Source organism: Nocardia sp. NBC_01499, assembly GCF_045040275.1.
Taxonomy (GTDB): Bacteria; Actinomycetota; Actinomycetes; order Mycobacteriales; family Mycobacteriaceae; genus Nocardia.
Genome location: NZ_CP109426.1, coordinates 9,090,459 through 9,116,528 on the forward strand (window position 1 = coordinate 9,090,459; position 26,070 = coordinate 9,116,528).

Consider the following 26,070-nt stretch of genomic DNA (forward strand, 5'->3'; position numbering starts at 1 on the left):
CTGGTCAGTTGAGCTTCTGGTCGGCGAGATGGTCGGTGAGCGAGCGGTTGGTGTCCCACCCGGTGATCGGTGGGTAGGCGTCGGAGTCGGTGATGACGTCCAAGACGGTGGTGGCGGAGTCGACGATCGCCTTCGACAGTGCTTCGCGCAGTTCCACATCGGTGTGGATGGTGTCACCGTGCGCGCCGCACGCGGTCGCGATCTGCGCGTGATCGACGTGGCCGAGTTCGACGGCCGAGGTCGGCCTGCCGAACTGGACGATTTCGGCGTGCTTCTGGTAGCCGAGGATCGCGTTGTTCAGCACGAGCACAACGACATCCAGGTTTTCCCGGACGGCCGTTTCGATCTCGGCCCAGCAGTGCGCGAAGCCGCCGTCGCCGACTAGGCAGATGACCGGCGCGGACGGTCGCGCCGCTTTCGCACCGAGGGCGAGGGGCAGTCCCCAGCCGAGCCCGGCCATGCCGCGCGGCAGGATGAAGCGCTGGCGGTGCGTGGTGGCGCGGATATAGTTGGCCACCCAGATCGAGGAGTAGCTCGCGTCCGCGACGACGATCGCGTCATCGGGCAGCAGGGTGCTGATCTCGTCGGCCACCCGCTCCGGGCGCAGCGGCTGCCGCGTCGAGGTTCGCACGGCGGCCGTTGTCGTCTCGAATTCGGCGCGGGACCGGGCGATTTGCGCGGTGACCGCAGGCCGGTCCGCGCTGCGTTTGCTGAGGTCGAGTTCGCGCAGTGCGGCGGCGAGGTCGTCGATGCCGGTCCGGACGTCGCCGACCAGTCGTAGCGACGGGTAGTTGCGGCCGATCTCGGTCGGGTCGATGTCGAGGTGGATGAAGGTGGCCTCGCGCGGGAACAGGCTCCAGCCGTCGGTGCCGTTCTCATTGGTGCGGGAACCCGCGAGCAGAACCGTGTCCACCCCGCCGATCCACTCCCGCATGCCGTGCGAAACCCCGTGCGGCCCCATGTAATTGCCGATGACGCCGACGCTCAGGTCCGCGGTGTCGAGGACAACGCCCTTGCCCATCGGTGTGGTCGCGACCGGCAACGAGGCCAGGTCGCTGAGCCGTGCCAAGGCGGCGCCCGCGTCGGCGGAGACCGCGCCGCCACCCGCCACGACCAGCGGCCGCTTGGCACCGGCGAGCAGTTCCGCCGCGGCACGGATGTTGGCTTCCGGCGGCCGGATCCGATCCAGCGGGAAGACGGTGGGGCCGAGGTGCTCGGGTGTCTGCGGTGCGTCCAGTTCGAGGACATCCTTCGGCAGCATCAGCACCGCCGGGCCGGGCCGTCCGCTGGTCGCCGCCCGGAATGCCGCGTCGATATAGTCGTGCACGCGATCGGGATCGTCGAGGCGATCGAACCATTTGGTGCAGCCGGAGAAAAGACTCTGGTGATCGATCTCCTGAAACGCGTTTTTGTTGCGAATCGGACTCGGCACGTCCTGAATGAATGCGACCACCGGAATCGACACCTTCGCGGCCTCGGTCAGCGGCGGCACGAGCAGCGTTGCCGCCGGACCGTTCTGCGCGACGACAACCGAACAATGCCCGGAAACCCTGGCGAAACCGTCGGCCATTGTGCCGCCCGCGTTTTCGGTGCGGTAAACGATCTGCCTGATGCCGAGATCCTCGGCGGCCAAAACAAGCAGCGACGGCAGGCTCTGGCCGAAGAATTCGGATATCTGCCTTGCTCGAAGATTCTCGGCTATGGCGGCGGCGACTGTCGGCATCGGAACACCTTCTCGCGGTAGCGGACGTTGACTTGATCGGTAGCTACAGTCTCGGCCCGCGGAGAACCGCAGGTCCAATACGTATTTACTTGCCATTGATAAGGAACTCTTATCTGGCTAGGCTGGCCGCGTGGACGACCTACGTCGCGTTCGTTACTTCCTAGCGGTAGCCGAGCACCGACACTTCGGTCGCGCGGCCGAGGCGCTGCATATCACCCAACCCGCGCTGTCTCAGCAGGTCAAGGCGTTGGAGAAGGAGCTCGGTGTCGAGCTGCTCGCGCGCACCGGGCGCGGCTTCGTCCTGACACCGGCCGGTCTCGCGCTGCAGGCAGGTTCCCAGCAACTGCTGTCGGCCGCCGCGGACCTGGAACGCACCGTCCGCGCACGGGCGTCGGGTACGGCCGGGGAGCTGAAGGTCGCCTTCACTCGGTCGGGCTCCGACAGCGATATCTCGCAGCGCATCAGGTCGTTCCGTAAGGAATTTCCGGACATTGATGTGTCGACGATCACCGGATGGACCTCGTGGAATCTCGACCTGCTCGAATCGGGTGAGGTCGATGTCGCGTTCGTGCGTGGCAATATCGCCCATCCTCGGGTGGAAACGCACCTGATCGGGCTGCAGGAAGCCGCCGTAGTGGTTTCCAAGGGACACCCGCTTGCCGAAAAGGCCAGCGTGGAAATCTCCGACATTGTCGACGAGCCGATCGTGCTCTGGTCACGGCAGACCGGACCGGACTTTTACGACGAACTGGTCAGTCATGTCTGGGGCGACGGCGCCCCGAACCTGGTCGCCGAGGAATCCGACGCTGAACAGGTCCTCGACCTGGTGTCGAGCGGCACCGGAATCAGCGTGCTCGACCGAAAACGCGCGACCCGCATCGCGCACGAGAACATCGTCGTTATCCCGTTCGGCACGAACCCGCCGCAAATCGCCATCCAGATCGCCTGGATGCGCGGCTCGGATGCGCCCGCCCTCGCGCACTTCCTCGAATGGTGGCGGCGCTGTAGTTAACCGGCGTGCCTGCTGCGCCGGACGATGGTTACGCCGCGCACCGTGGTGAGGATCGCGACCACCATGATCGTCAACAGCTGCATGATGTTCCAGGCAACCGGGTCGGGCTTCGGGATGGCCTCGGCCAAATGCTTTGGTGGGGGCAATATTTGGGCCAGTGGCGGGTTCGGCTTCACCGGTGTCGGCTGCTCGGGTATCGGAGGTGGGGCCTCGACCGGGGGAGTGGCGAACACCGGCAAAGCCGGGGCTGGGGGAGCGAGCAGGAGTGGCGCACCCGGGAATGGCGGCACGACATCGCGCGGCCACAGCAGGCAGGCCAGGCCGCTGCCAACGGCCGCACTTCCGACGGCGGCGCTGCCGAGTGCGGACCCGCTGGAACCGAGGATGCCGTGCGAACTGCCGGTCACGATGCCGAGCAGAATCAGCGCGCCACCGACGGCGACGCTGCCGGTGCATGCCGTTCGGGCGCCGTCGGAGTGGGGATCGGGCAGCTCGACGGAGCCCTCGGGGAAGAGTTGCGGAGCTGCGGGCTCAGCGGCCGGGGCAGGTGCAGGGCGGCTGGTCTCCCCGGTGCCTATGCGGGTGCGGGCACCGAGGCCGAGGGTCTGGCCCGCACTGCCGGTACCGAGGTGCCCGGCCGGTGTACTGCTCGGGCCGAGGCCCAACTCATTCCCGGCGAACGCGCTTCCGGTATCGATGGCAGCGGGACCCGCACTGCCACTGGCGATTTCGCCGATCGTCGGCAAGTCCGGCGGTAACAGGTCAGCGGCCGCGACAGCGGACTGACCGGTGAGCAATGCCGCCGCGATCGGCAGCGCGGCCGCGACGACGAGTCTTCTGGTGTGTGCCATGTGCGCACATCCCCATCCGTAAGTGGTGTTCAGGCAACGAGATTCAGCTAGGTGATGTGCTGGTAACGGGACAGGGCCAGATCGAAGGCGTCCTTCGGCACGATGTTCCCGCCAGAGAACGGCCGATCGAGGCCGTAGATCGCGACGATCGCCGCGCCGACCACGATGCCGAGCAGCGCGGTCATCAGCAGGCTGCGTTTGTTGACCGAGACACCGGAGAGCACCGCGGTGAACAACAGCAGCACCGTGGTGAACCACAAAGCGGTGTAAAGGAATCCGGGCATGCCGAGATCGGCGTCCATCGCGCGATCGGCGCGCGCCTGCGCTACCGCTTCGAGGGCGGCCACCGCGCTGGCTCGCAGGTCGGTGACGTTGGAGTCCGGCGACTGGATCGCCATGACCGTGTCGCGCAGGTTGTCGAGGGTGTCCTGGGTGGACTGGCTCAGCCTGCCCTCGTTGTCCATCTCCGGCCACTCCACGGTGACCACCTGCTCGGTGTAATCGTGCACCAGCTTTTGCACCTGCTGATGTTCGGGCTCCGGCATCGAGTGCGCGGCCCAGTAGACGTCGATGAGCGCCTTGGACTCGGCGATGGTGTGATTGTGCGCGTTGTCGTACTGCTGCCAGCAGATCACAACGACGAACGCGGCAACGGCCATGAAGAGTGTGTTGATCAGGTCGATCACCAGGGTGCCCGGCGCCTCGTCCTCGCTCTGGCGCCACGAATCGGGCCGCAGCCGATCCCCGACCACGAAAATGATCACCGCCACGATCCCGAGGGCGACGGGAACGAGCAATTGCAGAATGAGCTCACTATCCATGGCGCGCGGCCTTTCTTAGGTGTTCCTCGAAACGACAACGTCGGCGATATGACGAAGTGCTTGGCTGACCGCGGCGGGGATCGGCGCGTCGTCGAGGGCGCGGTTGGCCTGGGCCCATCGGGTGCGAATCATCGCTTCGACGCGAGGTCGTGCTGTGGCGGTGAGGATTTCGCGACAGGTGTCGGCCTGTCGATTGTCGAGTTCCGGATTTCCGAGCAGGGCGAGCAGCTGCGCGGATTGCGCGGCGGGCGCGTGTTCGAGGGCAAGCGCGACCAGCGCGGTGTGCTTGCCGTCGCGCAGGTCCTCGAGATCGGACTTGCCGGTGCGCGCCGGATCGCCGTAGACGCCGAGCAGATCGTCCTGCAGCTGGAACGCCTCGCCGAGCGGCCCGGCGTAGGCGGTGAGCGCCTCGCGAACCCCGCGGTGCGCACCGGCGAGCACGGTGCCGAGCTGCAGCGGGCGGTCGCAGGTATAGGACACCGTCTTGTATCGGATGATCCGCATCGCACGGTCGAGGTCGCGCGACGGACGCCCGGTGGTGAGCAGGTCGAGGTACTGGCCGTACATGACGTCCGCGCGCATGCCGTCGAGCACCGTGAGCGCCGCGGACAGCTGCGTGGCGGTCAGCTGTGCGGTGTGTAGTAGTTCGGCGGACCAGACCATGGTCAGGTCGCCGAGCACGATGGCGGCATCGGCGCCGAACCGGTCGGGATCGCGGCGATTCTGATGCCGTGCCGCCAGCGTGCGGTGCACGGTGGGGTGATCGCGGCGGGTGTCGCTGTTGTCGATGATGTCGTCGTGCATCAGCACGGCGGCGTGGAACAGCTCGAGCGAGGCGGCGGCGCGCACGATCGGCGGCGGCACCGGCGTGCCGCCGCCCGCGGCATGCCAGCCGAGGACGCACAGCAGCGGGCGAATCCGCTTGCCGCCCGCGAAAAGAAAGCCGTACACGGTGTCGGTGAGCTCGTCGGGCAGCGCCGGTTCGGTGCCGGTGGCCTTGTCGCGCAGGAAATGTCGAAGCTCGTCATCCACCCGCGTGCGGATCGCGGCCAGATCCAGTGGCGCCGGTGTCGTGGGCTCGGCGTGCGCGGTGGTCATGAGATCCCTTCCGCCGGTGCGTCTTCGAGGTGCTCGGTGAGCGCGATGGCCTCCGCCACCAGGGTTTCCACGATGAGGTGTTCCGGCACGGTGCGAATCACCTTGCCCCGGACGAAGATCTGCCCCTTGCCGTTGCCCGAGGAGACGCCGAGGTCGGCCTCGCGGGCCTCGCCGGGGCCGTTGACGACACAGCCCATGACCGCGACCCGCAGCGGATGTGGGAAACCCTCGAACGCCGCCTCGACCTGCCCGGCCAGCCGATGAATATCGACCTGAAGGCGACCGCAGCCGGGGCAGGAGACGATTTCGAGCTTGCGCGGGCGCAGGCCGAGCGACTGCAGGATGTGACAGCCCGCCTTGACCTGATCGACCGGCGGCGCCGAAATAGAGACGCGGATGGTGTCGCCGATGCCCTCGCCGAGCAGGATGGCGAAGGCGACCGCCGATTTGACGGTGCCCTGGAACATCGGCCCCGCCTCGGTGACGCCAAGGTGCAGCGGGTAGTCGCAGCGTTGGGCGAGTAGCCGATTGGCCGCGATCATGGTGCGCGGGTCGTGATGCTTGACCGCGATCTTGAGATCGGTGAAGCCGTGCTCCTCGAACAGCGCCGCCTCCCACAGCGCCGACTCGACCAGGGCCTCGGCGGTGGCGGCGCCGTGCTTGGCGAGCACGCGTGGGTCGAGCGAGCCCGCGTTGACCCCGACGCGGATCGGAATGCCCGCTGCCGCCGCCGCTTTCGCGATCTCGCCGACCCGATCGTCGAATTGCTTGATATTGCCGGGGTTTACCCGCACCGCCGCACAACCCGCGTCGATCGCGGCGAAGACATAGCGCGGCTGGAAGTGGATGTCGGCGATCACCGGTAGCGGCGATCGGGCGACAATGGTCGGCAACGCGGCCACGTCTTCGGTGGTCGGCACCGCCACTCGGACGATATCGCAGCCCGCCGCGGTGACCGCGGCGATCTGCTGCAGCGTGCCGTCGATATCGGCGGTGCGGGTGGTGGTCATGGTCTGCACGGAGATCGGCGCGCCGCCGCCGACCGGAACGCCGCCGATGTTCAGCCTCCGGGTGCGGTGGCGCGCGGGTGCGGTCGGCAGGCCGAGATCGCTACTTGTCATGGCAGGTGCCTGATTTCGGGCGGTGGGGCGAAGGCGATGTGCTCGACGGCGGTGACGTGTTCGCGAACGGTGATCGGGCCAAAGCCGCGCAGCGCCTCGACGACCGCTTCGACGAGCGCCGCCGGTGCGGAGGCGCCCGCGGACAGGCCGATGGTGTCCGCGGACTCGATCCACGCGGGCGATATCGCTGATGCGTCGTCGATCAGATAGGCCGGAACGCCTTGGCGCTGAGCGACTTCCACCAGACGCTGGGAGTTGGAGGAATTCTCCGAGCCGATGACCAGCACGACGTCGCTCTGTTGCGCCACCGCCTCGACCGCCTGCTGCCGGTTGGTGCTCGCGTAGCAGATATCGGCGCTGCTCGGGCCGTGCACCTGTGGAAAGCGTTGGCGCAGTGCCTGAATGGTCTCCTCGGCCTCATCGACCGACAGTGTGGTCTGGGTCAGAAACGCGACCCGGCTTTCGTCGGGGACCTGGAGCGCGGCGACCTCGGCGGGGCTGTCGATCACCACGGTCACCTCGGGCGCCTCGCCAGCGGTGCCTTCGACCTCCTCGTGCCCGGCGTGGCCGACCAGCACGATGGTGTTACCGCGGGCCGCGAAACGTCGTGCCTCGGCATGCACTTTGGTGACCAGCGGGCAGGTGGCGTCTACCACGGTGAGCCCGCGCGCTTTCGCCTGTTCATGCACGGCGGGGGAGACGCCGTGCGCGGAGAAGACGACCGTCGCGCCCGGCGGAACCTCGTCGAGTTCCTCGACGAATATCGCGCCGCGCGCGGCCAGATCGGCGACAACGTGGGTGTTGTGCACGATCTGTTTGCGCACGTAGACCGGCTGCTGCCGATCCGGTGCGGCCAGCAACCGTTCCACGGTGTCGATCGCCCGCTCGACACCGGCGCAGAACGACCGTGGCGCGGCGAGCAATACCGTTCTCACGCGGGCCGTCGTCATGGCGACACCGTTTGCGGCGCGGGAGCGTGGTCGGCCAGCGAACGATGGAGTCCATCGATACGGGTGGCTCCGGTGCCGAGGCCGTTCGGGCGCAGGTAGGACGGTGCCGCCGCGGTCACCTGCTCGGTGGCCGCGTCGCCGCCGTGCGCGGCCGGGTCATCGGGCGCTGCCGGGTCATCGGGCGCGGCCGAGGGCCGATAGCGGTCCTCGAGTTGCGCCTCCTTATAGCGCCCACACGATATGTGCCAGTTCACGATTCCCGCCATCCAGTCCTGGAGTTCGACGGCTCGCCGATCCAGCGAATCGCGCACGTCCTGACCGAGGTCGTATTCCTCGTAGAGGGCGGGTAATTCGCTGCCGACGATGCGTTCGAACTGCTGCATTCGGGCAGTCAGCAGATCGTTGACGATGGTGACGCCCGCGGTCGAGTCGCAGTCGAAGAAGTTCTGCATCACGCGGACCGCGTTGTGGAAGTCCCCTTCGTACTGTGTCTCTTTGTGATATGAGAACAGGTCGTTCACCATCGTGGCGTAGTCGCTCGCGGTGTGCTCCAGGTCCATGATCGTCTGGGTGCGATAGACATCGGGTGGGACAAGATGGCCGTGCGAGAATCTCGACAGCGCCATGGTGAGGTCCGAACCGAAAGTGCGGCGGCGCATTTCGACATAGTCGACCGGATCGGGAATGCGATTGGCGATGTCGTTGGCCACCTCCCATGCGCAGCTCTCCAGGAAAGCCACTACGGCACGGCGGAATTCACGCTTCTGCTCGTCATCGAGGATGGCGGTCGTGCGGTGCCACAGGTCGGCGAGGGCGCGCTCCATCGCGTTGGTCGCCGGCGGGACGACCTCGGCATCGAGCGGCATGAACGCCAGGAATCGTTTGCCCTGCGCTTTGGCCGCGATCATGTCCTTGCGCGCACCGAACACCTGGGGGTAGTAGTCGTCGACGTAGGTGCCCCAGGCGAGCCAATTCGCCGAGAGATCCAGTTCGGCCGGGGTAGCGTCGGGATCCAAACCCGCTGAGCACAAAGCGAAGTCGAACTCCGCGAGATCCACCGGCCGCCACAGCGCGCGGCCACCCAATTCCGGTACCGGGCCGTGGAAGCCCATCTGCTTGCCCCAGGCGAGCAGGTTCTCGCGCGCGGTGTCGAGGAACGGACTCAGCTGGAGTCGATAGGGCAGATAGAGCTCCGGTAAGGCCGTCGGGCCGACGTTTTCGAAGCGCGGACGCAGGAAGGTCCTGATCCGGTTCGTGCCGAGAGCCGCTGTGGGGGTGAACAAATAGACCGCGGAACTGCCGAGCCCGACGGGCTTGAACAGTCGCGGCAACGGATCGCTCGCCGTCGTACCGCCCTTGTTCATGTACCTGCTCGAGCGCATATGCCATTCGTGGCCGCCGGATTGCCAGTCCTGCAAGCCTTTCGCGTAGGCGAGGACCGCGGCCTGGTCCTGCGGGCCGACGGCGTGCTCGGCGAACAGCATCGGCAGTTCGGTGAGCGCGGTGTGCTCGAACTGCTGCAGGCGTGAGGTCAGTAGGTCGTTGACGACGTCGGCGGCATGCTGGGTGTCGAAGTCGAAGAACTTCTCCACCACCAGGATTCCGTTGGCGTTCTCACCCTCCTGTCGCACCTCGCGTTCGTAGGAGAAGATGTCGTTGCGCAAGTGCACCCCGTCGGAGAAGGTGTCGCGCAGTACCTCCAGTGGTCTTGTCGCGGCCAGCTCGGCCGGTACCGCCGCGCCGACGGCGTGTTCGACCAGGTTGGCCGACCACGGTGCGCCGCCGACCTTGCGCCGCATCTCGATGTACTCGATCGGATTCGCGATCCGGCCCTCGGTGATATTGGTCAGCTCCCACCGCGACTCCTCCAGCAGCGCGGTGGTTGTCGCGACGAAGCGCTGCCGCCAGTCCATCGGCATCGACGGCACGGTACGAACCCACAGATCGGCGAGTCCGCGCTCGACCGGATTCGTCGGCTCCGGCATCGGGCCGCCCGCGAGCGGCATGAAGTCGCGCAGCCGCTCCAGATACTGCCGCGCGCCCTCGGTGTCCCTTGTCCGCTTGAACAATTCGAGGAAGTGATCGTCGAAATAGAACACCCACACATACCAGTCGGTAATGAGAGACAGCTCCTGGCTGTCGCATTCGGGGTGGGTGTAGGCGCACAGCAGGCCGTAGTCGTGTTTTTCCAGGTCGGCTTCGTCCCAAATATGGTGTCCTTCTTGGGGTTCGAAGAAGCCCATCTCGTCGGCCCAGATCCTGGTGTGCGCACGGGCGCTGTCCACATGAGGGTTGAGCCTGGCGGGGTACGGCATGTAGAAGTCGGGAAGTTCGAAGGGCTGCATGTCATCTCCTTACGGTCGACACTCGCGGCTCAGTGGTTCCGGCGCGAAACCATGCCTGCCAGCGCCATCAGGTCCGCGGCCGCGGCGGGGTCGGCCAACGCCGCGATCGCCGCGCGCACCCGGTCGTCGGCGAGCTGCTGGGCGCACTGCCGCCCGCCCGCCGACTCGACGAGCGCCGCGGCCCGAGCGGTATCCATCGAGTCCGGATCGAGGCCGTACATCGTCGCCAGCTCGGCGCCCGCCTCGGTGCCGGAACCGAGCGCCGCGACCACCGGCAGCGACATCGTGTGGCGGGCAAGGTCGCTCGTCGGTTTGCCGGTGACATCCGGATCACCCCAGATGCCGATCAGGTCGTCGACGAACTGGAAGGCCATCCCCAGTTCCCGCCCGAACGTCTCCATCGCCGCCACGGTCGCCAGATCGGCCTGCGCGCACAGTGCGCCGAGCGCGCACGCACAGCCCATCAGCGCGCCCGTCTTGCCCATGGCCATCCGCGTGTATTCCTCGACATCGACGTGCCCGCCCGAACGGAACTGGCAGTCCTTGTGCTGGCCGTGGCACATCTCGATGACCGCCGTCTCCAACCTGGCGACCGCCGCCGTCGCCGTCCGACCCGGTAGGCCGGTCACCAATACGCGCGCCGCGAGGGCATGTAGCGCGTCGCCGAGCAGCATCGCGTCAGCGATGCCCCATACCGTCCACACCGCGGGCCTGCCCCGCCTGACCTGGTCGACGTCCATGATGTCGTCGTGCAGGAGCGTGAAGTTGTGCACCAGTTCCACGGCGGCCGCCGCGGCGAGCGCGGGCCGAGAGGTGGCACCGCACGCGACGGCCGCGCAGACGGTCAGCGCGGGCCGCAGCGCCTTTCCGGCCGGTTGCGGGGTCGCGGTGCCCTCGGCATCCCACCAGCCGAGGTGGTAGCCGCCCATCAGGCACAGCGGTTCGGGTAGTGACGAAACAGCTTCGCGCAGTAGCGGATCGCACATCTTGCGGACGCTGGTCAGGATCTCTGTGGCCCGGCGGCTCGTCGCCGCCGAGGTGCTCTCGACCATCAGCACATACACCTTCCCTTGCGGTGTCGGGAACGCCGGAGTCCGGTCGTCCACGACCTGGGAACGCCGCGGCTGCTTGGTGTTTCGCGGCCGCCGCGGCGTCGAAGACATCGAGGTCGCTGATCGTCCAGGTCAGTCGGTCTGGCGGGCGACGAGGACGTTGTCGAGGATGCCGAGCGCGTCGGGGACGAGGATCGCCGCCGAGTAGTAACAGCTCACCAGGTAGGAGATGATCGACTGGTCGTCGATGCCCTTGAACCGGACGTTGAGACTCGGCTCGTATTCGTCGGGGAGTCCGGTCGTGTGCAGGCCGATGACGCCCTGATCCTTCTCGCCGAGGCGCATGGCGATAATGGAGGTGGTGTGGGTGTCGTTGACCGCGATCTTGCCGCAGGGGAAGATCGGTACGCCGCGCCATGCGGGCACGCGGTGGCCGTCGATGTCGACCGGATCCGGGTACAGGCCCCGCTTGCTGCACTCGCGACCGAATGCGGCGATCGCTTTCGGGTGCGCGATAAAGAGATTGGTGCTGCGCCGCATGCTGAGCAGCTCGTCCATGTCGTCGGGGGTCGGCGGGCCGGACTCGGTGTAGATGCGCTGCTTGAGGTCGCAGTTGTTCAGCAGCCCGAAGTCGGGGCTGTTGACGAGGTCGTACTCGCGGCGTTCGTAGAGCGCCTCGATGGTCAGCCGCAACTGCTGCTGAGTCTGGTTCATCGGATCGTTGAACAGGTCGGCGACGCGGGTGTGCACGCGGAGCACGCTCTGGGCGAGGCTGAGTTCGTATTCGCGGGGGCTGGCGTCGTAATCGACGAAGGTGCCGTCCAAAAGGGGTTCACCCTCGTGGCCCGAATGGATCTGGATGGCCGCCTCGCCCTGTTTGTTCTGTGGTTGCGCGGCGGCTTCCGCCACCTGTGAGAGTTGTTCTCGTAGCGCCGGTGTGTTGTCGAGAACTTCCTCGAACGCCTGCCGTTGCATGACGAGCATGGTGGTCTTGGTGACCGCCTTGACGGTGACCGGCCAAATGGCGGAGTCGTCGGTGAGGCATTCGTCGCCGAAGAAGTTGCCGCCGGCCAGCATGCCGAGCATCGTCTGCTCGCCGTATTCGCCGGAACCCATCTTGGCCAATTTGCCGTGCACGATCAGCATGATCTGATTCATCGGGTTGCCGAATTCGGCTACCACAGTGCCAGGTTCGAGGTCGCGCTGTTCGAATCGTTGTGCGAGTGCCCGCAGCACGTCCTCGTCGTCGACGTCGTGCAATGCGCGCATCTCGCGCAGTTCCATGGGGATCACCTTGGCGTGCGAGCCGTCGATGACGAACTCGATCTCGCCGTTGCCGAGGGTGTGCGTGAGTCGCCGGTTCACCCGGTAGATACCGCCGTTGACCTGCGTCCATGGCAGCATGCGGGTCAGCCAGCGCGAGGTGATGCCCTGCATCTGGGGTTCGGATTTGGTGGTGGTCGCCAACTGGTGAGCGGCTGCGGTACTGAGACTCTTACGGCCATTGCCGTTGCCATTGGTCTCGGTGGAAACTGGCATTTCGATTGTCATATTGGATCCTCACCTCGAAATGGTCACCTCGGATGGCCGACGCTGGAATATCCGAATAGGTGATCGTTCAGATTCGATGGTTGTGCACAGCAGGTCGGCAGGCGGCAAGAAGCCCGCGGGAAGAGATCACTGGAGCGAATGTTGCTATATGACAGTGCATTTCAGACGCTGTCGATCTTAAGTCGCGGAACCCGTTGGGCGCAGCGGAAGTTCGAATATTAGTCGTTATTATTCGGATGGTTACGACACGTGTTCGATTGGGCCAACACGAGATAACACTTCGACGTGGATCGCGAAAGTCCGGACAGATCGCCGACGGGTAGCTATCTTCTGACCGCGGCGTCGACAACCCCTTCGGCGAGACTCGGGCACCTGTCGGTGTAGGGGATTAGCCTCGCAGTATGTGTCGAAACATCACTGCCCTACGGGGGCTGGAGCCCGCGGCGACGCCGGAGGAGATCCAGGCCGCCGCGCTGCAATACGTGCGTAAGGTCGGCGGGCTGTCCAGCATCTCGGCCGCGACCCAGCCCGCGATCGATGCCGCCGTCGCGGACATCGCCGCCGTCACGACCAGGCTGCTGGCCCAGCTGCCCGATCGTAAGGTGCCGCCGAAGTCGATTCCGCCGCTGCGCAGGCCCGAGGTACAGGCGCGAATCCAGGCCAGGGCGCACTCGCACGACTAGGCCGTGTTTAACAAGTGGCCGTTGCCGAGCCAGATGTTGATGGCTGCGATCTGGGCGGTGGCCAGGTAGCGGACGGCGAGTTTGTCGTAGCGGGTCGCGACGGCACGGTGTTGTTTGAGCTGGTTGATGCCGCATTCGACGGCGTGACGCTGCTTGTAGATCTCGGTATCGAACGCGTGGGGCCGGCCACCGGAGGTTCCTCGCCGTCGGCGGTGGGCGAGTTGGTCGGCAGGGATGGCGATAGTCGCCTTGATGCCTCGTCGCCGTAAGTAGGCGCGGTTGGCGCGGGAGCTGTAGGCCTTGTCGGCCAACACCCGGTCTGGTCGCGTGCGGGTCCGCCCGGTCTCGAAACGGGGAACCTCGATCGCGTCGAGGACTGCCTCGAACTGCGGACTGTCACCCCACTGACCAGGAGTAATCAACAGCGCCAAGGGTTTACGGCCCTGCTCACACGCCAAGTGCAGTTTCGTGGTCCACCCGCCGCGAGAGCGCCCCAGGCCGTGGTCGGCAGGCTCGACGGTAACCCCGCCGGGCGCTTCGACCTGCAGATCCCCCTTTTACGCGCACCAGCGGCGTGCTGGTGGGCGCGGGCGATCGTGGAATCCACGCTGACCTCCCAGACGATGTCGCCTGCGGCCTCGGCGCAGATCTGCAACGCCGACAAGATCGCCGCCCACACCCCGCCGCGCTGCCAGGACCGGAACAATCCGTACACAGACTGCCACGGTCCATACCGCTCGGGCACATCCCGCCACGGTGCCCCCACCCTTGTCCGCCAACGGATCCCGTCGATGAGCTGCCGTTTCATCCACTTCGGCGGGCGCCCGGCCCTCTTACCGACCGGCAGCAGCGGCTCGATCGCCGCCCACTGCTCATCGGTGAGATCCGCACGCCTCGATGCCGCTACGCTGGTCACGAGGTCTCCGGAATTCGGTTCGTCTTGGTAAACAAACCATCTACCGGAGACCTCGCCCATCTCCCGGCAGCGACACGCGAAACCCCAACGCTTACAAGCGACTACGCGTCAGCGACGCCGCCATCAACCACTTCTTAAACACGGCCTAGCCGCCTCGGCCGCTGTGCGCGGGTGAAGTAGGCGACGACCGTCCTGCTATCTTGAACGTCGTTCAAGCTGGTAGCGGGAGGAAGTCGTCGTGGACGAAGTCGAGAACTCGCGGGGGACGAGGTTCGCCTTTTCCGCGCGGGAGATCGCGCAGATCGCGGTGTTCGCCGCGCTGATCGCGGCGATGGGGTTGCCGGGGGCCATCACGGTCGGGTTCAGCGGTGTGCCGATCACGGTGCAGACGCTCGGCGTCATTCTGGCCGGTGCGGTGCTCGGTGCGCGCAAGGGGACGGCCGCGGTGCTGGTGTTCCTCGCGTTGACGTTGATCGGCCTGCCGTTGCTGTCGGGTGGTCGAACGGGGCTGTCGGCGTTGGCGGGGCCGAGCGCCGGTTACCTGGTCGGCTGGGCGCCCGCGGCGCTGGTCATCGGCTTGCTCACCTATCGCATTCTGCCGAAGTATCCGCTGGTGCTCGGGCTGCTGATCAACGCGCTCGGCGGGATCGTGGTCATCTATCTCTTCGGCACGCTCGGGCTGCTGCTGCGCACCGATCTGGACTTCGCGCACGCGGTCAGCACCAACTTCGCGTTCATCCCCGGCGACCTGGCGAAGGTTGTCGTCGCGACGGTGGTCGCCAAGGGTGTGCACCGCGCGTACCCCGGTCTGATCCGTGCGTAGTCCGGAACTCGGCGGCTCCTTGGACCGACCCGCCCTCGAATTCGACGGCCGCGCTTACACTTACGGCCAACTCGATCAGGCGATCGAGCAGTGGATCGAACGGGAGACCGCGCCCGTCTACGACGCGTCGACACTGTCGGTTCCGGACGCGTTGATCTGCGTTTGCGCCGCGTTTCGGCGGGGTGTTCCGGTGCTCGTCGAGAATCCCGAGGCGCGGCCCGATCGCCCGGCCATTCCGTCCGGGGCGTTTCTGCTGGTGACTACGTCGGGCTCGACCGGGCGTCCGCGACCGCTCGCTCGTACCGCGGCGTCCTGGTTCGACAGTTTCCCGGCGTTCACGACGATCACCGGCGTCGAGGCCACGGATCGCGTGCTCCTCACCGGTCCCTTGCACGCGACGATGCATCTGTTCGGCGCGCTGCACACACTGTGGCGCGGTGCGTGCGTCACCGACGATCCGTCGCGGGCTACGGTCGTGCACGCGGTACCCGCTGTGCTTCGCGACGTGGTGAGTAAGGCGCCGAAGCTGCGGACGGCGATCGTCGCGGGCATCGCACTGGACGACGGTGCTCGTGCGGCGGCGGACGATATCGAGATCGTCGAGTATTACGGCGCCGCGGAGGTCTCGCTTGTCGCGGCCCGCCGGGTGCCCGAGCCGCTTCGCCTGCTGGACGATGTCGATGCCGACATTCGCGACGGGCTGCTCTATGTCCGAACCCCGTACAGCGTGCTCGGGGCCCCGGAATGGTTCGGCGTCGGCGACCTTGCCGAGCTCGGCGCGAACCGCGAGCTCACGGTCAGGGGCCGGGGTGAATCCGCGATCAATGTCGGCGGCACCACGGTCGTCGCCGAGGATGTGGAGCGTGTCCTAGGCACTCTCGACGGTGTCACCGCGGTGGCCGTGATCGGTTCGCCGCATGCGGTGTTCGGTGAGATCGTCACGGCCGCAGTGCAACTCGACGGCGTCGGGATCGATGCGGTCCGTGCGCAGGCGCGTGGGCTGCTGATGAAGGAGGCCATGCCGCGTCGCTGGGTGCCGCTGCCGACGCTGCCGCGGACCGCCAGCGGGAAGGTGGCCAGAGGTCAGCTGAAAGACTTGCTGGCATGAACTCGGTCCCCGTGCTGGTAGCGCCGCGTCGAACGCCGATCGGCAATGCCGGGCACGGGTTCGCCGCGTTGACGACCACCGATCTGGCCGCGCCCGTGTTGCGCGAGGTGCTGTCGACGTTGCGCGGTGCGGGCATCGACGCCGAGGTGGACGATGTCGTCCTCGGCAACTGCCTTGGACCTGGCGGGGATCCGGCCCGGATCGCAGCATTGGCGGCGGGTTTCGGGGTGCAGGTTCCTGGTGTCACGGTTGATCGTCAGTGCGGGTCGGGCCTCGACGCGGTGATGCAGGCGGCGTTGCGGGTGCGCAGCGGTGCCGATGAGCTGATTCTGGCGGGTGGTGTCGAGTCGGCCAGTACCGCGCCGTGGCGGTGCTGGCCGCCGGTCGCGGGTGCCGAGCCCGTGCGGTACACCCGTGCTCCCTTTGCGCCGCAAGGCTTTCCGGACCCCGACATGGGTGTTGCGGCCGATGATCTTGCCCGGGTTCGTGGGATCAGTCGGGAGCGGCAGGACGCGTACGCGGCGCGTTCGCACACCCTTGCCGCAGCGGCCGATTTCGCCGCGGAGATCGTGCCGATCGGCGAGGTGCGTCGCGACGAACGGATCCGTCCGGGGATGACCGAGGCACGGCTCGCGCGGCTGCGGCCCAGTTTCGGCGCCGACGGGACCGCGACGGCGGGTAACTCGTGTGGCATCTCCGATGGGGCAGCCGTGGTGGCGGTGACCAGCGAATCGCTGGCCGCGGGGGTGCCCGCGTTGCGGATACTCGGGTCGGCCGTCGCCGGATCCGATCCCGCGTACCCCGGGCTCGGGCCGGTGCCAGCGATACGGAAGCTGCTGCGGCGCACCGGAATTGATGCGGCAGAGCTGGGGATCGTCGAGATCACCGAGGCTTTCGCCTCGGTCGTGCTCGCGGTATCGGACGAACTGGGTTTGGACGAATCGAAGATCTGTCCGCAGGGTGGGGCGATCGCGATGGGGCATCCGTGGGGTGCGTCGGGAGCTATTTTGTTGGTGCGGTTGGCAAGTCAGATGTTGCGCGAGGGAGGGCCCGCGCTCGGACTCGCGGCCTGCGCCATCGGTGGTGGGCAGGGGATTGCCATGTTGGTGGAGCGTGTTTCGTGAGCGAGATCGTCTTTTCCGCGGTCAGTCATCGCTTCGGTGAACGAAAAGTATTGCGTGGCATCGATCTTCGCATTACCGAGCGCCGTGTCGGCATCATCGGCGCCAACGGTTCCGGCAAATCGACCCTGGCGCGCATGATCAACGGATTGTTGGCGCCGACGTCGGGCACCGTCACGGTGGACGGCATCGACGCGGCGCGCAAGGGTGGGCAGGTGCGGCGCAAGGTCGGGTTCGTGTTCACCGACCCCGACACCCAGATCGTGATGCCGACGGTCGCCGAGGATCTCGCTTTCTCCCTGCGCCGAACAGGTTTGAGCAAGCAGGAGGTCGCGGCGCGGGTCGAGGAGATGCTAATTCGGTTCCGGCTGCACGAGCACGGCGACCATCCTTCGCATCTGCTCTCCGGTGGGCAGAAGCAATTGCTCGCCATCGGCGCGGTCCTCATCCGCAGGCCCGAGGTGATCGTCGCCGACGAGCCGACCACCCTATTGGACCTGCGCAACGCCCGCGTGGTCGCCGACGCGCTGGACGCGATGGATCAGCAGGTGATCGTCGTGACGCATCAGCTGGCGCTGCTGGATAGTTTCGAGCGGGTCATCGTGATCGACGAGGGTCTCGTCGCGTTCGACGGAACTCCGGCCGCCGCCGTCCCCGCGTACCGGGAACTGGTCGAATGATCGGGCTCTACCGCCCCGGTGACTCGCTGCTGCACCGGATGCCCGCCGGAGCGAAGCTGGTGCTGCTGATCGTATTGATCGTGGCGGCAACGGTGTTCGTGCGCAGTCCGATTGAGGTCGGCGTGGTCGCCGCGGTGGTGGCGGGACTGTTCGCACTCGCCCGCATCCCCTTCACAGTGGCTGTGGCGCAACTCCGTCCGATGGTGTGGATGCTGCTCATCATCGCCGTGTTTCAGGTGCTGATCACCTCGCCCGCGCGGGCGGTCGTCGTCTGCGGCGTGCTGCTGATCTCGGTGGCGCTCGCGGCGTTGGTCACGCTCACCACCCGGGTGACGGACCTGCTCGACACCGTGACGCGCGCGCTCGGACCGCTGCGCAGGTTCGGCGTCGACCCGGATCGGGTGGGTTTGCTACTGGCGCTGGCCATTCGGTGCGTACCGTTGCTGGCCGGGATCGTGCACGACGTCGCCGAGGCACGGCGGGCCCGCGGCCTGCAATGGTCGATGACGGCCCTGGCGACGCCGGTGCTGGTCCGTGCGCTGCGCACCGCCGACGCGATGGGCGACGCCCTCGCCGCGAGAGGAGTCGACGATGACTGAGCTGCTTGCCGAGCGCATCGCCCGCCGCGCCGCCGAGCGCCCGGACTCGACCGCCGTCATCTCCACTCGCGAACGCGTCGACTACCGCGAGTTCTGGGCCCGCGTCACCCGCACCGCAGCCGGACTCGACGGCATGAATCGCGTTGCCGTACTGCCGACTTCGGACATCGAATCACTGGTCACCGTCACGGCGGCCATGTCCGCCGGTGTCAGCATCGTGCTGCTGCACCGGCACCTCATCCCTGAGCAGCTGACCCGCGTTCTCGACCTCGCGAAACCCGGTGCCGTCGTCGCCTCGCCCCAACAGCACCGCCGACTGCGGAAGATGGGATACGACGGAGCAATCCAGACTGCCGCCGCACTGGAATCGGATGGCTCGGCTGTCCAGGCTTTGCCCGACACCGAATTGCTGGTCGGCATCACGTCAGGTACCACCGGCGAACCAAAGCTGTTCGTACGCAACCAGAAATCGTGGGCCACCACCCTCGACCGCTCCGACGCCACCTTCGACATCGGCAGCCGAGACCTGGTCTCAGCGCCCGGCGTACTCGACCACACGCATTTTCTGTACGGCGCGTTGCATGCGCTGACCCGAGGCGCGACGGTTGACCTGCGACCGGTCCTGGAATCGCTCGATGATGGTGCGACGCACCTGTATTCGGTGCCAACCATCGCCTGGGACATCGTGCGATCGGGCACCGGCGCGATCCATAGCGTCCGCGAAGTGCTGTCCTCGGCGGCACGCTGGCCGCGCACGGGAAGGCAAGCGCTGCAAGAGGTTTTGCCGAACGCATCGCTCGTGCATTTCTACGGCGCATCCGAATTGAGCTTCGTATCCTTCGACCGAGGACTCGGCGCCATCGATGAGAATTCGGCAGGCGAACTGTTCGACGGCGTCGAGATAGACATCCGAGACGGCCTGGTATTCGTCCGCAGCGACATGCTCTTCGACGGCTACCTCACCGAACACGGCGTGGCCGACGGCCCCGTCGACGGCTGGATGTCGGTAGGGGACAGGGGCGCCGTGATCGGGAATCAGCTGCGACTGTTCGGCCGCGACAGCGAAATGCTGATCCGCGCGGGCTTGAACGTAGAACCCGCCGCCATCGAAGCCGCCCTCATCGCAATCCCCGGCATCTCCGAGGCCGCCTGCATCGGCATCCCCGACGAACGAATGGGCCAGGCTCCCGCGGCCGCGATCGTGGTAGACGACAACGCCCCGACCATCGACGACATCTGGCGCCACCTGCGCGCGACCCTGCCGAGTCCGAGCATCCCGGTGCGGCTGCTGACGCTCGACAGCTTGCCGCGCACGCCACGCGGCAAGCTCGATCGTCAAGCCCTCGCCGCTGTCTTTGCGAGCCATCGGGGAAACGGGCACCCCGCCGAGGCCGAACGCTAATCGCCTGTTTGTACAGATTGACGTGAATACAGAAAAATCTGTACTGTCTGGCCATGGTCACCCTGGTGCACAGCGACGCACTGTCCCGCTTCGGTTACGCGCTGTCGGATTCGACGCGATCACAGATCCTGCTCGCGCTGCGGACCGCGCCGAGCTATCCGTCGGATCTTGCTGATCAGATCGGGGTCTCTCGTCAGATTCTGTCCAACCACCTCGCATGTTTGCGGGGCTGTGGGTTGGTTGTTGCCGTTCCTGAAGGGCGGCGGAGCCGGTATGAGTTGGCTGATCCGCGGATCGGGCGAGCCCTCGACGACCTGGTCGGCTTGGTGTTGGCGGTCGATCCGGCCTGCTGTCCCGACTCCGACACCGAGGGGTGCTGCTGATGGCCTCGCACCTCGGGCTGCCGAGTGTGCGCAGCGCTCCGAGTCCACAACGGCGACAAGTTCTTTCGCGGCGAATCCGGCTGTTCGTCGCGGTGACGATCACCTACAACGTGATCGAAGCGGTGATCGCGTTGACCGAAGGCGCTCGGGTGTCCTCGGCGGCGTTGATCGGTTTCGGTCTCGACTCGGTCATCGAGGTGTCCTCCGCGGCGGCCGTTGCGTGGCAGTTCGCTGGCAGAGACCCCGCGGCGCGCGAACGGGTGACGCTGCGGATCATCGCGTTCTCGTTCTTCGCGCTGGCGCTGTATGTCACCATCGACGCGATCGGCTCGTTGCTCGGGCTCGGCGAGGCAGGGCATTCCCCGGTCGGAATCGCCTTGGCCGCAGTGAGTTTGGTGGTCATGCCGATACTGTCGTCGGCGCAACGGCGGGCCGGGCGTGAACTCGGTTCGCGGACAGCGGTCGCCGATTCGAAGCAGACTCTGCTGTGCACGTACCTCTCGGCGGTTCTGCTGGCCGGCCTGCTGCTCAACAGTCTGTTCGGCTTGTCGTGGGCGGACCCGATCGCGGCGCTCGTCATCGCGGTGATCGCGATCAAGGAGGGTCGCGATGCGTGGCGTGGCGACGCGTGCTGTGGCGGACCTGCCCCGTGTTCGCGCGACACGGGCAAGGTGTGGGCGCCGCGGGAATCGGAACCGACGAGAGGATGATGGGGGATCGTGCCCACTGATTCGAACGTCACCGATATCAAGCCCCGTAGCCGCGACGTCACCGACGGCCTCGAGAAAACCGCCGCCCGCGGGATGCTGCGGGCGGTCGGGATGGGGGACGACGACTGGGAGAAGCCGCAGATCGGGGTGGCCTCGTCGTGGAACGAGATCACGCCGTGCAACCTCTCGCTCGACCGGCTCGCCAGGGCCTCCAAGGACGGGGTGTTCGCCGGTGGTGGGTTCCCGATGCAGTTCGGCACCATCTCGGTGTCCGACGGCATCTCCATGGGCCACGAGGGGATGCACTTCTCGCTGGTGTCGCGTGAGGTGATCGCGGACAGCGTCGAGACGGTGATGCAGGCCGAGCGACTCGACGGTTCGGTCCTGCTGGCCGGCTGCGACAAGTCGCTGCCAGGCATGCTGATGGCGGCCGCCCGGCTGAATCTGGCGAGCGTGTTCCTGTACGCCGGTTCGATCCTGCCCGGTATCGCGAAGATGTCCGACGGCAGCGAGCGCGAGGTGACGATCATCGACGCGTTCGAGGCGGTCGGCGCGTGCTCGCGCGGGCTGATGAGCCGCGCCGATGTCGACGCCATCGAGCGGGCCATCTGTCCCGGCGAGGGCGCCTGCGGTGGCATGTACACCGCCAACACCATGGCCAGCGCGGCCGAGGCGATGGGGATGTCACTGCCTGGCAGCGCGGCACCGCCCGCGACCGACCGCCGCCGCGACGGCTACGCGAGGCACAGCGGCGAAGCGGTGGTCGAGCTGCTTCGGCGCGGGATCACGACCTCGGACATCCTGACGAAGGAGGCGTTCGAGAACGCCATCGCCGTCGTGATGGCATTCGGCGGCTCGACCAACGCCGTACTGCATCTGCTCGCGATCGCGCATGAGGCGAATGTCGACCTGAAGCTGGCCGATTTCGCGCGGATCGGTCGCAAGGTGCCGCACCTCGCCGACGTGAAACCCTTTGGGCAGCACGTGATGACGGATGTCGACCGGGTCGGCGGCGTACCCGTGATGATGAAGGCATTGCTCGATGCCGGTCTGCTGCACGGGGATTGCCTGACCGTGACGGGGCGGACGGTGGCGGAGAACCTGGCCGAGATCGCGCCGCCGGACCCCGACGGCAAGGTCGTGCGGGCGATGACGTCGCCGATCCATCCGACCGGCGGCATCACCATCCTCGAAGGAACCCTCGCGCCAGGCGGCGCCGTGGTCAAGTCGGCGGGTTTCGACTCCGACGTATTCACCGGCACGGCAAGGGTTTTCGATCGCGAGCGGGCGGCAATGGACGCGTTGGAGGACGGCACCATCTCGGCGGGCGACGTGGTCGTCATCCGATACGAGGGCCCTAAGGGTGGTCCAGGGATGCGCGAGATGCTCGCGATCACCGCGGCGATCAAGGGAGCCGGACTCGGCAAGGACGTCCTGCTGCTCACCGACGGCCGATTCTCCGGCGGCACAACAGGATTGTGCGTCGGACACGTCGCCCCCGAAGCGGTCGACGGCGGACCGATCGCGTTCGTCCGCGACGGCGACCAAATCCGCCTTGACGTCGGCAAGGGCACCCTCGACCTGCTGGTCGATGCCGGGGAACTCGCCCGCCGCGGCGAGGGCTGGGAACCATTGCCGCCCCGCTACACCCGCGGCGTACTCGCCAAGTACTCGAAGCTGGTCGGCTCGGCGTCCTACGGTGCCGTCTGCGGCTGAGGTCGGCGGGGTGGTCCGGCGGGTCCGCGAGGGACGTTCACCCGCCGTCCCCTGGACAATCAATTGCTCGCCGCCGCCCGAAGCCGTGACGGGCGGGCGGGCGGCGAGCAATTGACCTTGTCAGGGGTGACGATTTCCAGCAGAGTCGATGAGATGGACGACACCACAACCGATTCGACTCCGACGCGTACCGCGCGTGGCATCGCGGACGCGTATGTCGACATCATGACCGAGCTCGATCCACTGGTCGCCGTCGGACTGGGACGCAACCTCGACGACGATCGACTACCCGACCTGTCCCCGGCCGGTCTCGAAGCGAAGGCCGCGGCCGCCCGTGCCACCCTGGCCGAGCTGTACGCCGCCGAGCCCGCCGGTGGTTACCCGGACGCGGCCGAACGACGCTGTGCCACACTGCTACGCGAGCGCCTTACCGCGGAACTGGCCGTGCACGACGCCGGTGAACATTTCCGCGCCATCCGCAACCTGGCATCTCCGGTGCACGGCGTCCGCGACATTTTCACCCTGCTGCCGACCGATACCGAGGCACAGTGGCACGCTATCGGCCGCCGACTGCGCCGGGTTCCCATCGCGTTGGCGCAGTACCGGTCCACGCTTGCCGAAGGAATCGATCGTGGCCTGCTGGCCGGACCTCGGCAAGTGAGCACTATGGTCCAGCAACTCGGCGAATGGATAGGCGATAGTCCGGGCGGCTGGTTCGGCGAATTCGTTGCCGAGGCGCCGCAATCGCTGCGCACCGTACTGGACTCGGCCGCCGTCGGTGCGACGGCCGCCGTGGCCGAACTGCGGGACTGGTTCCGAGATGTCTACGGCCCGAAGGCAATCGACGCCCTTGACACGGTAGGTCGTGAGCGTTACCAGCGTTGGGCTCGCTATTGGAACGGTGCCGACCTCGACCTCGACGAGGCATACCGCTGGGCATGGGAACAGTTCCACGAGGTGGACGCCCAGATGCGGGCCGAGGCAGGCAGGGTGTTGTCTGGCGCGACTCCTATGCAGGCCATGCGGTGGCTGGAGCAGGAAGGTCCGGCGCTCGACGGCGCGGAAAACGCGCGCGTCTACCTGCAGGACCTGATGGACAGAGCCATCAATGATTTGCAAGGCACCCATTTCGATCTCGCTGAGCCGCTGCTGAAGGTCGAATCGATGATCGCGCCGCCGGGCAGCGCGGCCGCGCCCTATTACACCCAGCCCTCGCTGGACTTCACCCGTCCTGGCCGCACCTGGCTGCCCCCGCTCGGCCGGACCCGAATCCCCGTGTGGACTCTGATCTCCACCTGGTATCACGAGGGGGTCCCCGGCCATCATCTCCAGATCGCGCAGTGGACCTACCTGGCCGACCAGCTGTCCGTCTATCAGGTCAGCCTCGGCGGCGTGAGCGCCAATGTCGAAGGGTGGGCGCTGTATGCCGAGCGTCTGATGGACGAACTCGGCTATCTCACCGACGCGGGCCATCGACTCGGCTACCTCAATATGCATATGCTGCGGGTACTTCGGGTGATCCTGGACATCGGCATGCACGTCGGACTCGACTATCCGCCAGACTCCCCGTATCAGCCCGGCGAGCGGATGCGGCCGGACAACGCCAGGGAATTCTTCGGCCTCTTCTACGGACAGTCCGAGGAGTATCTCGACAGCGAGTTCATCCGCTACCTCGGCTGGCCGGGCCAGGCGATCGGCTACAAGCTCGGCGAACGCGCCTGGCTACGCGGCCGGGCCGCGGCCGCCGAGGCGCACGGCGAAGCCTTCGACCTGAAGGCCTGGCACATGGCCGCCCTGTCGCAAGGCTCCCTCGGCCTCGACGACCTCGTCGCCGAACTCTCCGCGCTCTGAAATCTTTCAGCCCCTGGGTAATTCGGCGACGGACCCGTCCTGATCCGCCGCGCGCAACAGTACTTCCAGCTCGGTGACGAGGTGACCGGCGATGTCATCGATGTCGGGGACCAGTTCGCGGCAGCCGAGCAGGCCGAAGTGTAGGCGTCCACCGGAACTGCTGACGGTGATGTTCAAGCCCTGACCGTCCATGATGACCGAAAGGGGGTAGTTGGCAACCATTTTCGCGCCGCCGAGGTATACGTCGACGTTCGGGCCTGGAATGTTGGAGATCACCAGGTTGAAGGGTGGGATGCGGTGGGGTAGGCCCATTGCGAAGGCGACGCGGGCGGCACGGGCTACCAGTGCCGGTGGCGCGAAGTCGGTGACGTTCTCGACGAGGCCGGCCGGGATCGCGGCCTGCTGTGCCTTCGCGATCTTCGTTGCCCGGTGCACGGCGGTGAGCCGGGCGACGGGATCGTCGAGGTGGGTCGGTAAGGATGCCAGCATCGCCGAAACCTTGTTGCCGAGTGCGGATTTGCTGCCCTCGTCGCGCACCGAGACCGGGATCATCGAGACGAGCGGCACCTTGGGCAACGCGTCGTGATCGAGCAGCCACTGCCGCAACGCCCCCGCGGACATGGCCATCACGACGTCGTTGACCGACATGCCGAAGGTGTTCTTGACCGTCTTCACCGCACCGAGATCGACGCTGCGGAAGGCGAATCGGCGGTGCGGGGTGATCTCGCGATTGAACGGTGTCGCCGGTGCCAGCCCGACCACGCTGGCGATCACCGCACCGTCATCGTGTTCGCGACCGAGCAGCGCCCCAACATAGGGCGTCAGATAGCTGCCGATGAGCGGCAGCGAACGGCCGAGATCCCCGGCGATCCGCGCGGCCTGTAAGGGCGTGCTCGCCATCGATCGCGCCGCGCGGGTGAGCATCGTTCGGGTGCTCGGCTTCGGCTCCGGGGCGAAAGTGCTTGGGAGAATGGATATTCGACCCTCCGGTGTGAGGTCGAGCAGGATCGTCATGAGTTCCGCACCGGAGACGCCGTCGATCGCCGCGTGATGCATTTTCGTGTAGACGGCGAGGCGACCCTCGGCGAGCCCGGAGATCAGATACGCCTCCCACAGCGGTCTGCGCCGATCGAGCGGGCGCGCGTGCAGCCTGCTGACCTGTTCGGTGAGCTGGGCGTCCGAACCCGGTGTCGGCAGCGAGATCTCGCGGACGTGATACTCGATGTCGAAGTTCTCGTCATCGATCCAATAGGGCTGATCGAGGCCGAGCGGAACATAGGTCAGTCGCTGATGCAGCAGTGGTATCAGCGGAACCCGCTCGCCGAGCAGACTTGTCAGCGCGGCAAGGTCGAGGACGGTGGGTGAGTCGCGCGGGTCGAGCACGCACAACCCGCCGACGTGCCCGGTGGAGTTGTGGGTCTCGAGCGACAAGAACGCGGCATCGAGGCCGGAGAGCTGCTTCATCGTTGATCCTCTGTTGCTCCTGAGGATCTGAGCATCGCACCTCCGGTTCGCGCAGTCTGCGAAACGGTCGCGAGACTGCGCGAAGCGGGT

General features: G+C 66.7%; 23 protein-coding genes. 12 read left to right on the plus strand and 11 right to left on the minus strand.

The genetic code is table 11. From position 1 onward, the window contains the following. Nucleotides 1–4 precede the first annotated feature (4 nt). The gene (locus tag OG203_RS41445; protein ID WP_405162649.1) at nt 5–1,723 is read right to left on the minus strand and encodes an acetolactate synthase catalytic subunit; all 1,719 of its coding nucleotides are present in this window, start codon (nt 1,721–1,723) and stop codon (nt 5–7) included. 130 nt (nt 1,724–1,853) lie between these two features. On the opposite strand from OG203_RS41445, the gene OG203_RS41450 reads away from it, so the two are divergent. Next, entirely contained in the window at nt 1,854–2,735 is an 882-nt protein-coding gene (locus tag OG203_RS41450) for a LysR family transcriptional regulator (protein ID WP_405162650.1), read from the plus strand. Here the strand turns inward: OG203_RS41450 and OG203_RS41455 are convergent. The 8 genes from OG203_RS41455 to OG203_RS41490 all read right to left on the minus strand — a co-directional run bounded on the left by OG203_RS41455 (nt 2,732) and on the right by OG203_RS41490 (nt 12,524). Beyond that, nucleotides 2,732–3,586, minus strand: coding sequence for a hypothetical protein (locus tag OG203_RS41455; RefSeq protein WP_405162651.1), 855 nt, complete (start codon nt 3,584–3,586; stop codon nt 2,732–2,734). The two genes, OG203_RS41450 and OG203_RS41455, sit on opposite strands and share 4 nt — an antisense overlap. Nucleotides 3,587–3,633: 47 nt before the next feature. After that, nucleotides 3,634–4,407 (minus strand): DUF4239 domain-containing protein, encoded by a 774-nt coding sequence (locus tag OG203_RS41460; RefSeq protein WP_405162652.1) that lies wholly within the window; start codon nt 4,405–4,407, stop codon nt 3,634–3,636. 15 nt (nt 4,408–4,422) lie between these two features. Beyond that, nucleotides 4,423–5,505: a polyprenyl synthetase family protein gene (locus OG203_RS41465; RefSeq protein ID WP_405162653.1), complete on the minus strand. Its 1,083-nt coding sequence runs from the start codon at nt 5,503–5,505 to the stop codon at nt 4,423–4,425. Further along, entirely contained in the window at nt 5,502–6,626 is a 1,125-nt protein-coding gene (gene ispG, locus OG203_RS41470) for a flavodoxin-dependent (E)-4-hydroxy-3-methylbut-2-enyl-diphosphate synthase (protein WP_405162654.1), read from the minus strand. Before ispG ends, OG203_RS41465 begins: the two co-directional genes overlap by 4 nt. After that, nucleotides 6,623–7,576 carry a 4-hydroxy-3-methylbut-2-enyl diphosphate reductase gene (ispH, locus tag OG203_RS41475; RefSeq protein WP_405162655.1) on the minus strand — a complete coding sequence of 318 codons (954 nt, stop codon included), beginning with the start codon at nt 7,574–7,576 and terminating at the stop codon, nt 6,623–6,625. Before ispH ends, ispG begins: the two co-directional genes overlap by 4 nt. After that, on the minus strand, nt 7,573–9,921 hold the full coding sequence (locus tag OG203_RS41480) for a germacradienol/geosmin synthase (protein WP_405162656.1): 2,349 nt from the start codon (nt 9,919–9,921) through the stop codon (nt 7,573–7,575). Before OG203_RS41480 ends, ispH begins: the two co-directional genes overlap by 4 nt. Nucleotides 9,922–9,950: 29 nt before the next feature. After that, complete coding sequence (locus OG203_RS41485) at nt 9,951–10,973, minus strand: polyprenyl synthetase family protein (protein ID WP_405168166.1); 1,023 nt, start codon at nt 10,971–10,973, stop codon at nt 9,951–9,953. Nucleotides 10,974–11,105: 132 nt separating this feature from the next. After that, nucleotides 11,106–12,524, minus strand: a complete 1,419-nt coding sequence (locus tag OG203_RS41490; protein WP_405162657.1) for a family 2B encapsulin nanocompartment shell protein — start codon at nt 12,522–12,524, stop codon at nt 11,106–11,108. Nucleotides 12,525–12,925: 401 nt separating this feature from the next. Here OG203_RS41490 and OG203_RS41495 point away from each other — a divergent pair, with 401 nt between their 5' ends. Continuing rightward, the gene (locus OG203_RS41495) at nt 12,926–13,207 is read left to right on the plus strand and encodes a DUF2277 domain-containing protein (protein ID WP_405162658.1); all 282 of its coding nucleotides are present in this window, start codon (nt 12,926–12,928) and stop codon (nt 13,205–13,207) included. On the opposite strand, the gene OG203_RS41500 is transcribed toward OG203_RS41495, so the two are convergent. Next, nucleotides 13,204–14,123 (minus strand): IS5 family transposase gene (locus tag OG203_RS41500; protein WP_405162659.1). Its coding sequence is split into 2 segments (ribosomal slippage): nt 13,204–13,731 and nt 13,734–14,123, totalling 918 coding nucleotides; the frame shifts between segments, so codons are not numbered across the junction. The genes OG203_RS41495 and OG203_RS41500 overlap by 4 nt on opposite strands. A 331-nt stretch (nt 14,124–14,454) precedes the next feature. On the opposite strand from OG203_RS41500, the gene OG203_RS41505 reads away from it, so the two are divergent. From OG203_RS41505 to OG203_RS41550, 10 genes are all read left to right on the plus strand, one after another. After that, nucleotides 14,455–14,946: a biotin transporter BioY gene (locus OG203_RS41505; protein ID WP_405168167.1), complete on the plus strand. Its 492-nt coding sequence runs from the start codon at nt 14,455–14,457 to the stop codon at nt 14,944–14,946. Beyond that, nucleotides 14,939–16,054, plus strand: coding sequence for a class I adenylate-forming enzyme family protein (locus tag OG203_RS41510; RefSeq protein WP_405162660.1), 1,116 nt, complete (start codon nt 14,939–14,941; stop codon nt 16,052–16,054). The genes OG203_RS41505 and OG203_RS41510 overlap by 8 nt, the downstream gene beginning before the upstream one ends. Next, on the plus strand, nt 16,051–17,178 hold the full coding sequence (locus OG203_RS41515) for a thiolase family protein (RefSeq protein ID WP_405162661.1): 1,128 nt from the start codon (nt 16,051–16,053) through the stop codon (nt 17,176–17,178). Before OG203_RS41510 ends, OG203_RS41515 begins: the two co-directional genes overlap by 4 nt. After that, nucleotides 17,175–17,855, plus strand: a complete 681-nt coding sequence (locus OG203_RS41520; protein ID WP_405162662.1) for an energy-coupling factor ABC transporter ATP-binding protein — start codon at nt 17,175–17,177, stop codon at nt 17,853–17,855. Before OG203_RS41515 ends, OG203_RS41520 begins: the two co-directional genes overlap by 4 nt. Beyond that, the gene (locus tag OG203_RS41525; protein ID WP_405162663.1) at nt 17,852–18,454 is read left to right on the plus strand and encodes an energy-coupling factor transporter transmembrane component T family protein; all 603 of its coding nucleotides are present in this window, start codon (nt 17,852–17,854) and stop codon (nt 18,452–18,454) included. Before OG203_RS41520 ends, OG203_RS41525 begins: the two co-directional genes overlap by 4 nt. Beyond that, a complete protein-coding gene (locus OG203_RS41530; RefSeq protein WP_405162664.1) occupies nt 18,447–19,856 on the plus strand; it encodes an AMP-binding protein in 1,410 nt (469 codons plus the stop codon). The genes OG203_RS41525 and OG203_RS41530 overlap by 8 nt, the downstream gene beginning before the upstream one ends. A 53-nt stretch (nt 19,857–19,909) precedes the next feature. Next, nucleotides 19,910–20,239 (plus strand): ArsR/SmtB family transcription factor, encoded by a 330-nt coding sequence (locus OG203_RS41535; RefSeq protein WP_405162665.1) that lies wholly within the window; start codon nt 19,910–19,912, stop codon nt 20,237–20,239. Further along, entirely contained in the window at nt 20,239–20,949 is a 711-nt protein-coding gene (locus OG203_RS41540) for a cation transporter (RefSeq protein ID WP_405162666.1), read from the plus strand. Before OG203_RS41535 ends, OG203_RS41540 begins: the two co-directional genes overlap by 1 nt. 9 nt (nt 20,950–20,958) lie before the next feature. Then, nucleotides 20,959–22,665, plus strand: a complete 1,707-nt coding sequence (ilvD, locus tag OG203_RS41545) for a dihydroxy-acid dehydratase (protein ID WP_405162667.1) — start codon at nt 20,959–20,961, stop codon at nt 22,663–22,665. A 153-nt stretch (nt 22,666–22,818) separates the two neighbouring features. After that, complete coding sequence (locus tag OG203_RS41550) at nt 22,819–24,516, plus strand: DUF885 domain-containing protein (RefSeq protein ID WP_405162668.1); 1,698 nt, start codon at nt 22,819–22,821, stop codon at nt 24,514–24,516. Between the two features lie 6 nt (nt 24,517–24,522). Here the strand turns inward: OG203_RS41550 and OG203_RS41555 are convergent, their stop codons facing one another. Continuing rightward, nucleotides 24,523–25,980 carry a WS/DGAT/MGAT family O-acyltransferase gene (locus OG203_RS41555; RefSeq protein ID WP_405162669.1) on the minus strand — a complete coding sequence of 486 codons (1,458 nt, stop codon included), beginning with the start codon at nt 25,978–25,980 and terminating at the stop codon, nt 24,523–24,525. Nucleotides 25,981–26,070: the final 90 nt, after the last annotated feature.

Excerpts from the sequence above, each read along its gene's own strand:
- OG203_RS41540 (WP_405162666.1), top strand. The coding sequence starts at position 20,239 with ATGGCCTCGCACCTCGGGCTGCCGAGTGTGCGCAGCGCTCCGAGTCCA.
- ispG (WP_405162654.1), bottom strand. The coding sequence starts at position 6,626 with ATGACAAGTAGCGATCTCGGCCTGCCGACCGCACCCGCGCGCCACCGC.
- OG203_RS41555 (WP_405162669.1), bottom strand. The coding sequence starts at position 25,980 with ATGAAGCAGCTCTCCGGCCTCGATGCCGCGTTCTTGTCGCTCGAGACC.
- OG203_RS41485 (WP_405168166.1), bottom strand. The coding sequence starts at position 10,973 with ATGGTCGAGAGCACCTCGGCGGCGACGAGCCGCCGGGCCACAGAGATC.
- OG203_RS41515 (WP_405162661.1), top strand. The coding sequence starts at position 16,051 with ATGAACTCGGTCCCCGTGCTGGTAGCGCCGCGTCGAACGCCGATCGGC.
- OG203_RS41525 (WP_405162663.1), top strand. The coding sequence starts at position 17,852 with ATGATCGGGCTCTACCGCCCCGGTGACTCGCTGCTGCACCGGATGCCC.
- OG203_RS41465 (WP_405162653.1), bottom strand. The coding sequence starts at position 5,505 with ATGACCACCGCGCACGCCGAGCCCACGACACCGGCGCCACTGGATCTG.
- OG203_RS41480 (WP_405162656.1), bottom strand. The coding sequence starts at position 9,921 with ATGCAGCCCTTCGAACTTCCCGACTTCTACATGCCGTACCCCGCCAGG.
- OG203_RS41530 (WP_405162664.1), top strand. The coding sequence starts at position 18,447 with ATGACTGAGCTGCTTGCCGAGCGCATCGCCCGCCGCGCCGCCGAGCGC.
- OG203_RS41455 (WP_405162651.1), bottom strand. The coding sequence starts at position 3,586 with ATGGCACACACCAGAAGACTCGTCGTCGCGGCCGCGCTGCCGATCGCG.
- OG203_RS41505 (WP_405168167.1), top strand. The coding sequence starts at position 14,455 with ATGGGGTTGCCGGGGGCCATCACGGTCGGGTTCAGCGGTGTGCCGATC.
- OG203_RS41490 (WP_405162657.1), bottom strand. The coding sequence starts at position 12,524 with ATGACAATCGAAATGCCAGTTTCCACCGAGACCAATGGCAACGGCAAT.
- OG203_RS41445 (WP_405162649.1), bottom strand. The coding sequence starts at position 1,723 with ATGCCGACAGTCGCCGCCGCCATAGCCGAGAATCTTCGAGCAAGGCAG.
- OG203_RS41550 (WP_405162668.1), top strand. The coding sequence starts at position 22,819 with ATGGACGACACCACAACCGATTCGACTCCGACGCGTACCGCGCGTGGC.
- OG203_RS41495 (WP_405162658.1), top strand. The coding sequence starts at position 12,926 with ATGTGTCGAAACATCACTGCCCTACGGGGGCTGGAGCCCGCGGCGACG.
- OG203_RS41460 (WP_405162652.1), bottom strand. The coding sequence starts at position 4,407 with ATGGATAGTGAGCTCATTCTGCAATTGCTCGTTCCCGTCGCCCTCGGG.
- ispH (WP_405162655.1), bottom strand. The coding sequence starts at position 7,576 with ATGACGACGGCCCGCGTGAGAACGGTATTGCTCGCCGCGCCACGGTCG.
- OG203_RS41535 (WP_405162665.1), top strand. The coding sequence starts at position 19,910 with ATGGTCACCCTGGTGCACAGCGACGCACTGTCCCGCTTCGGTTACGCG.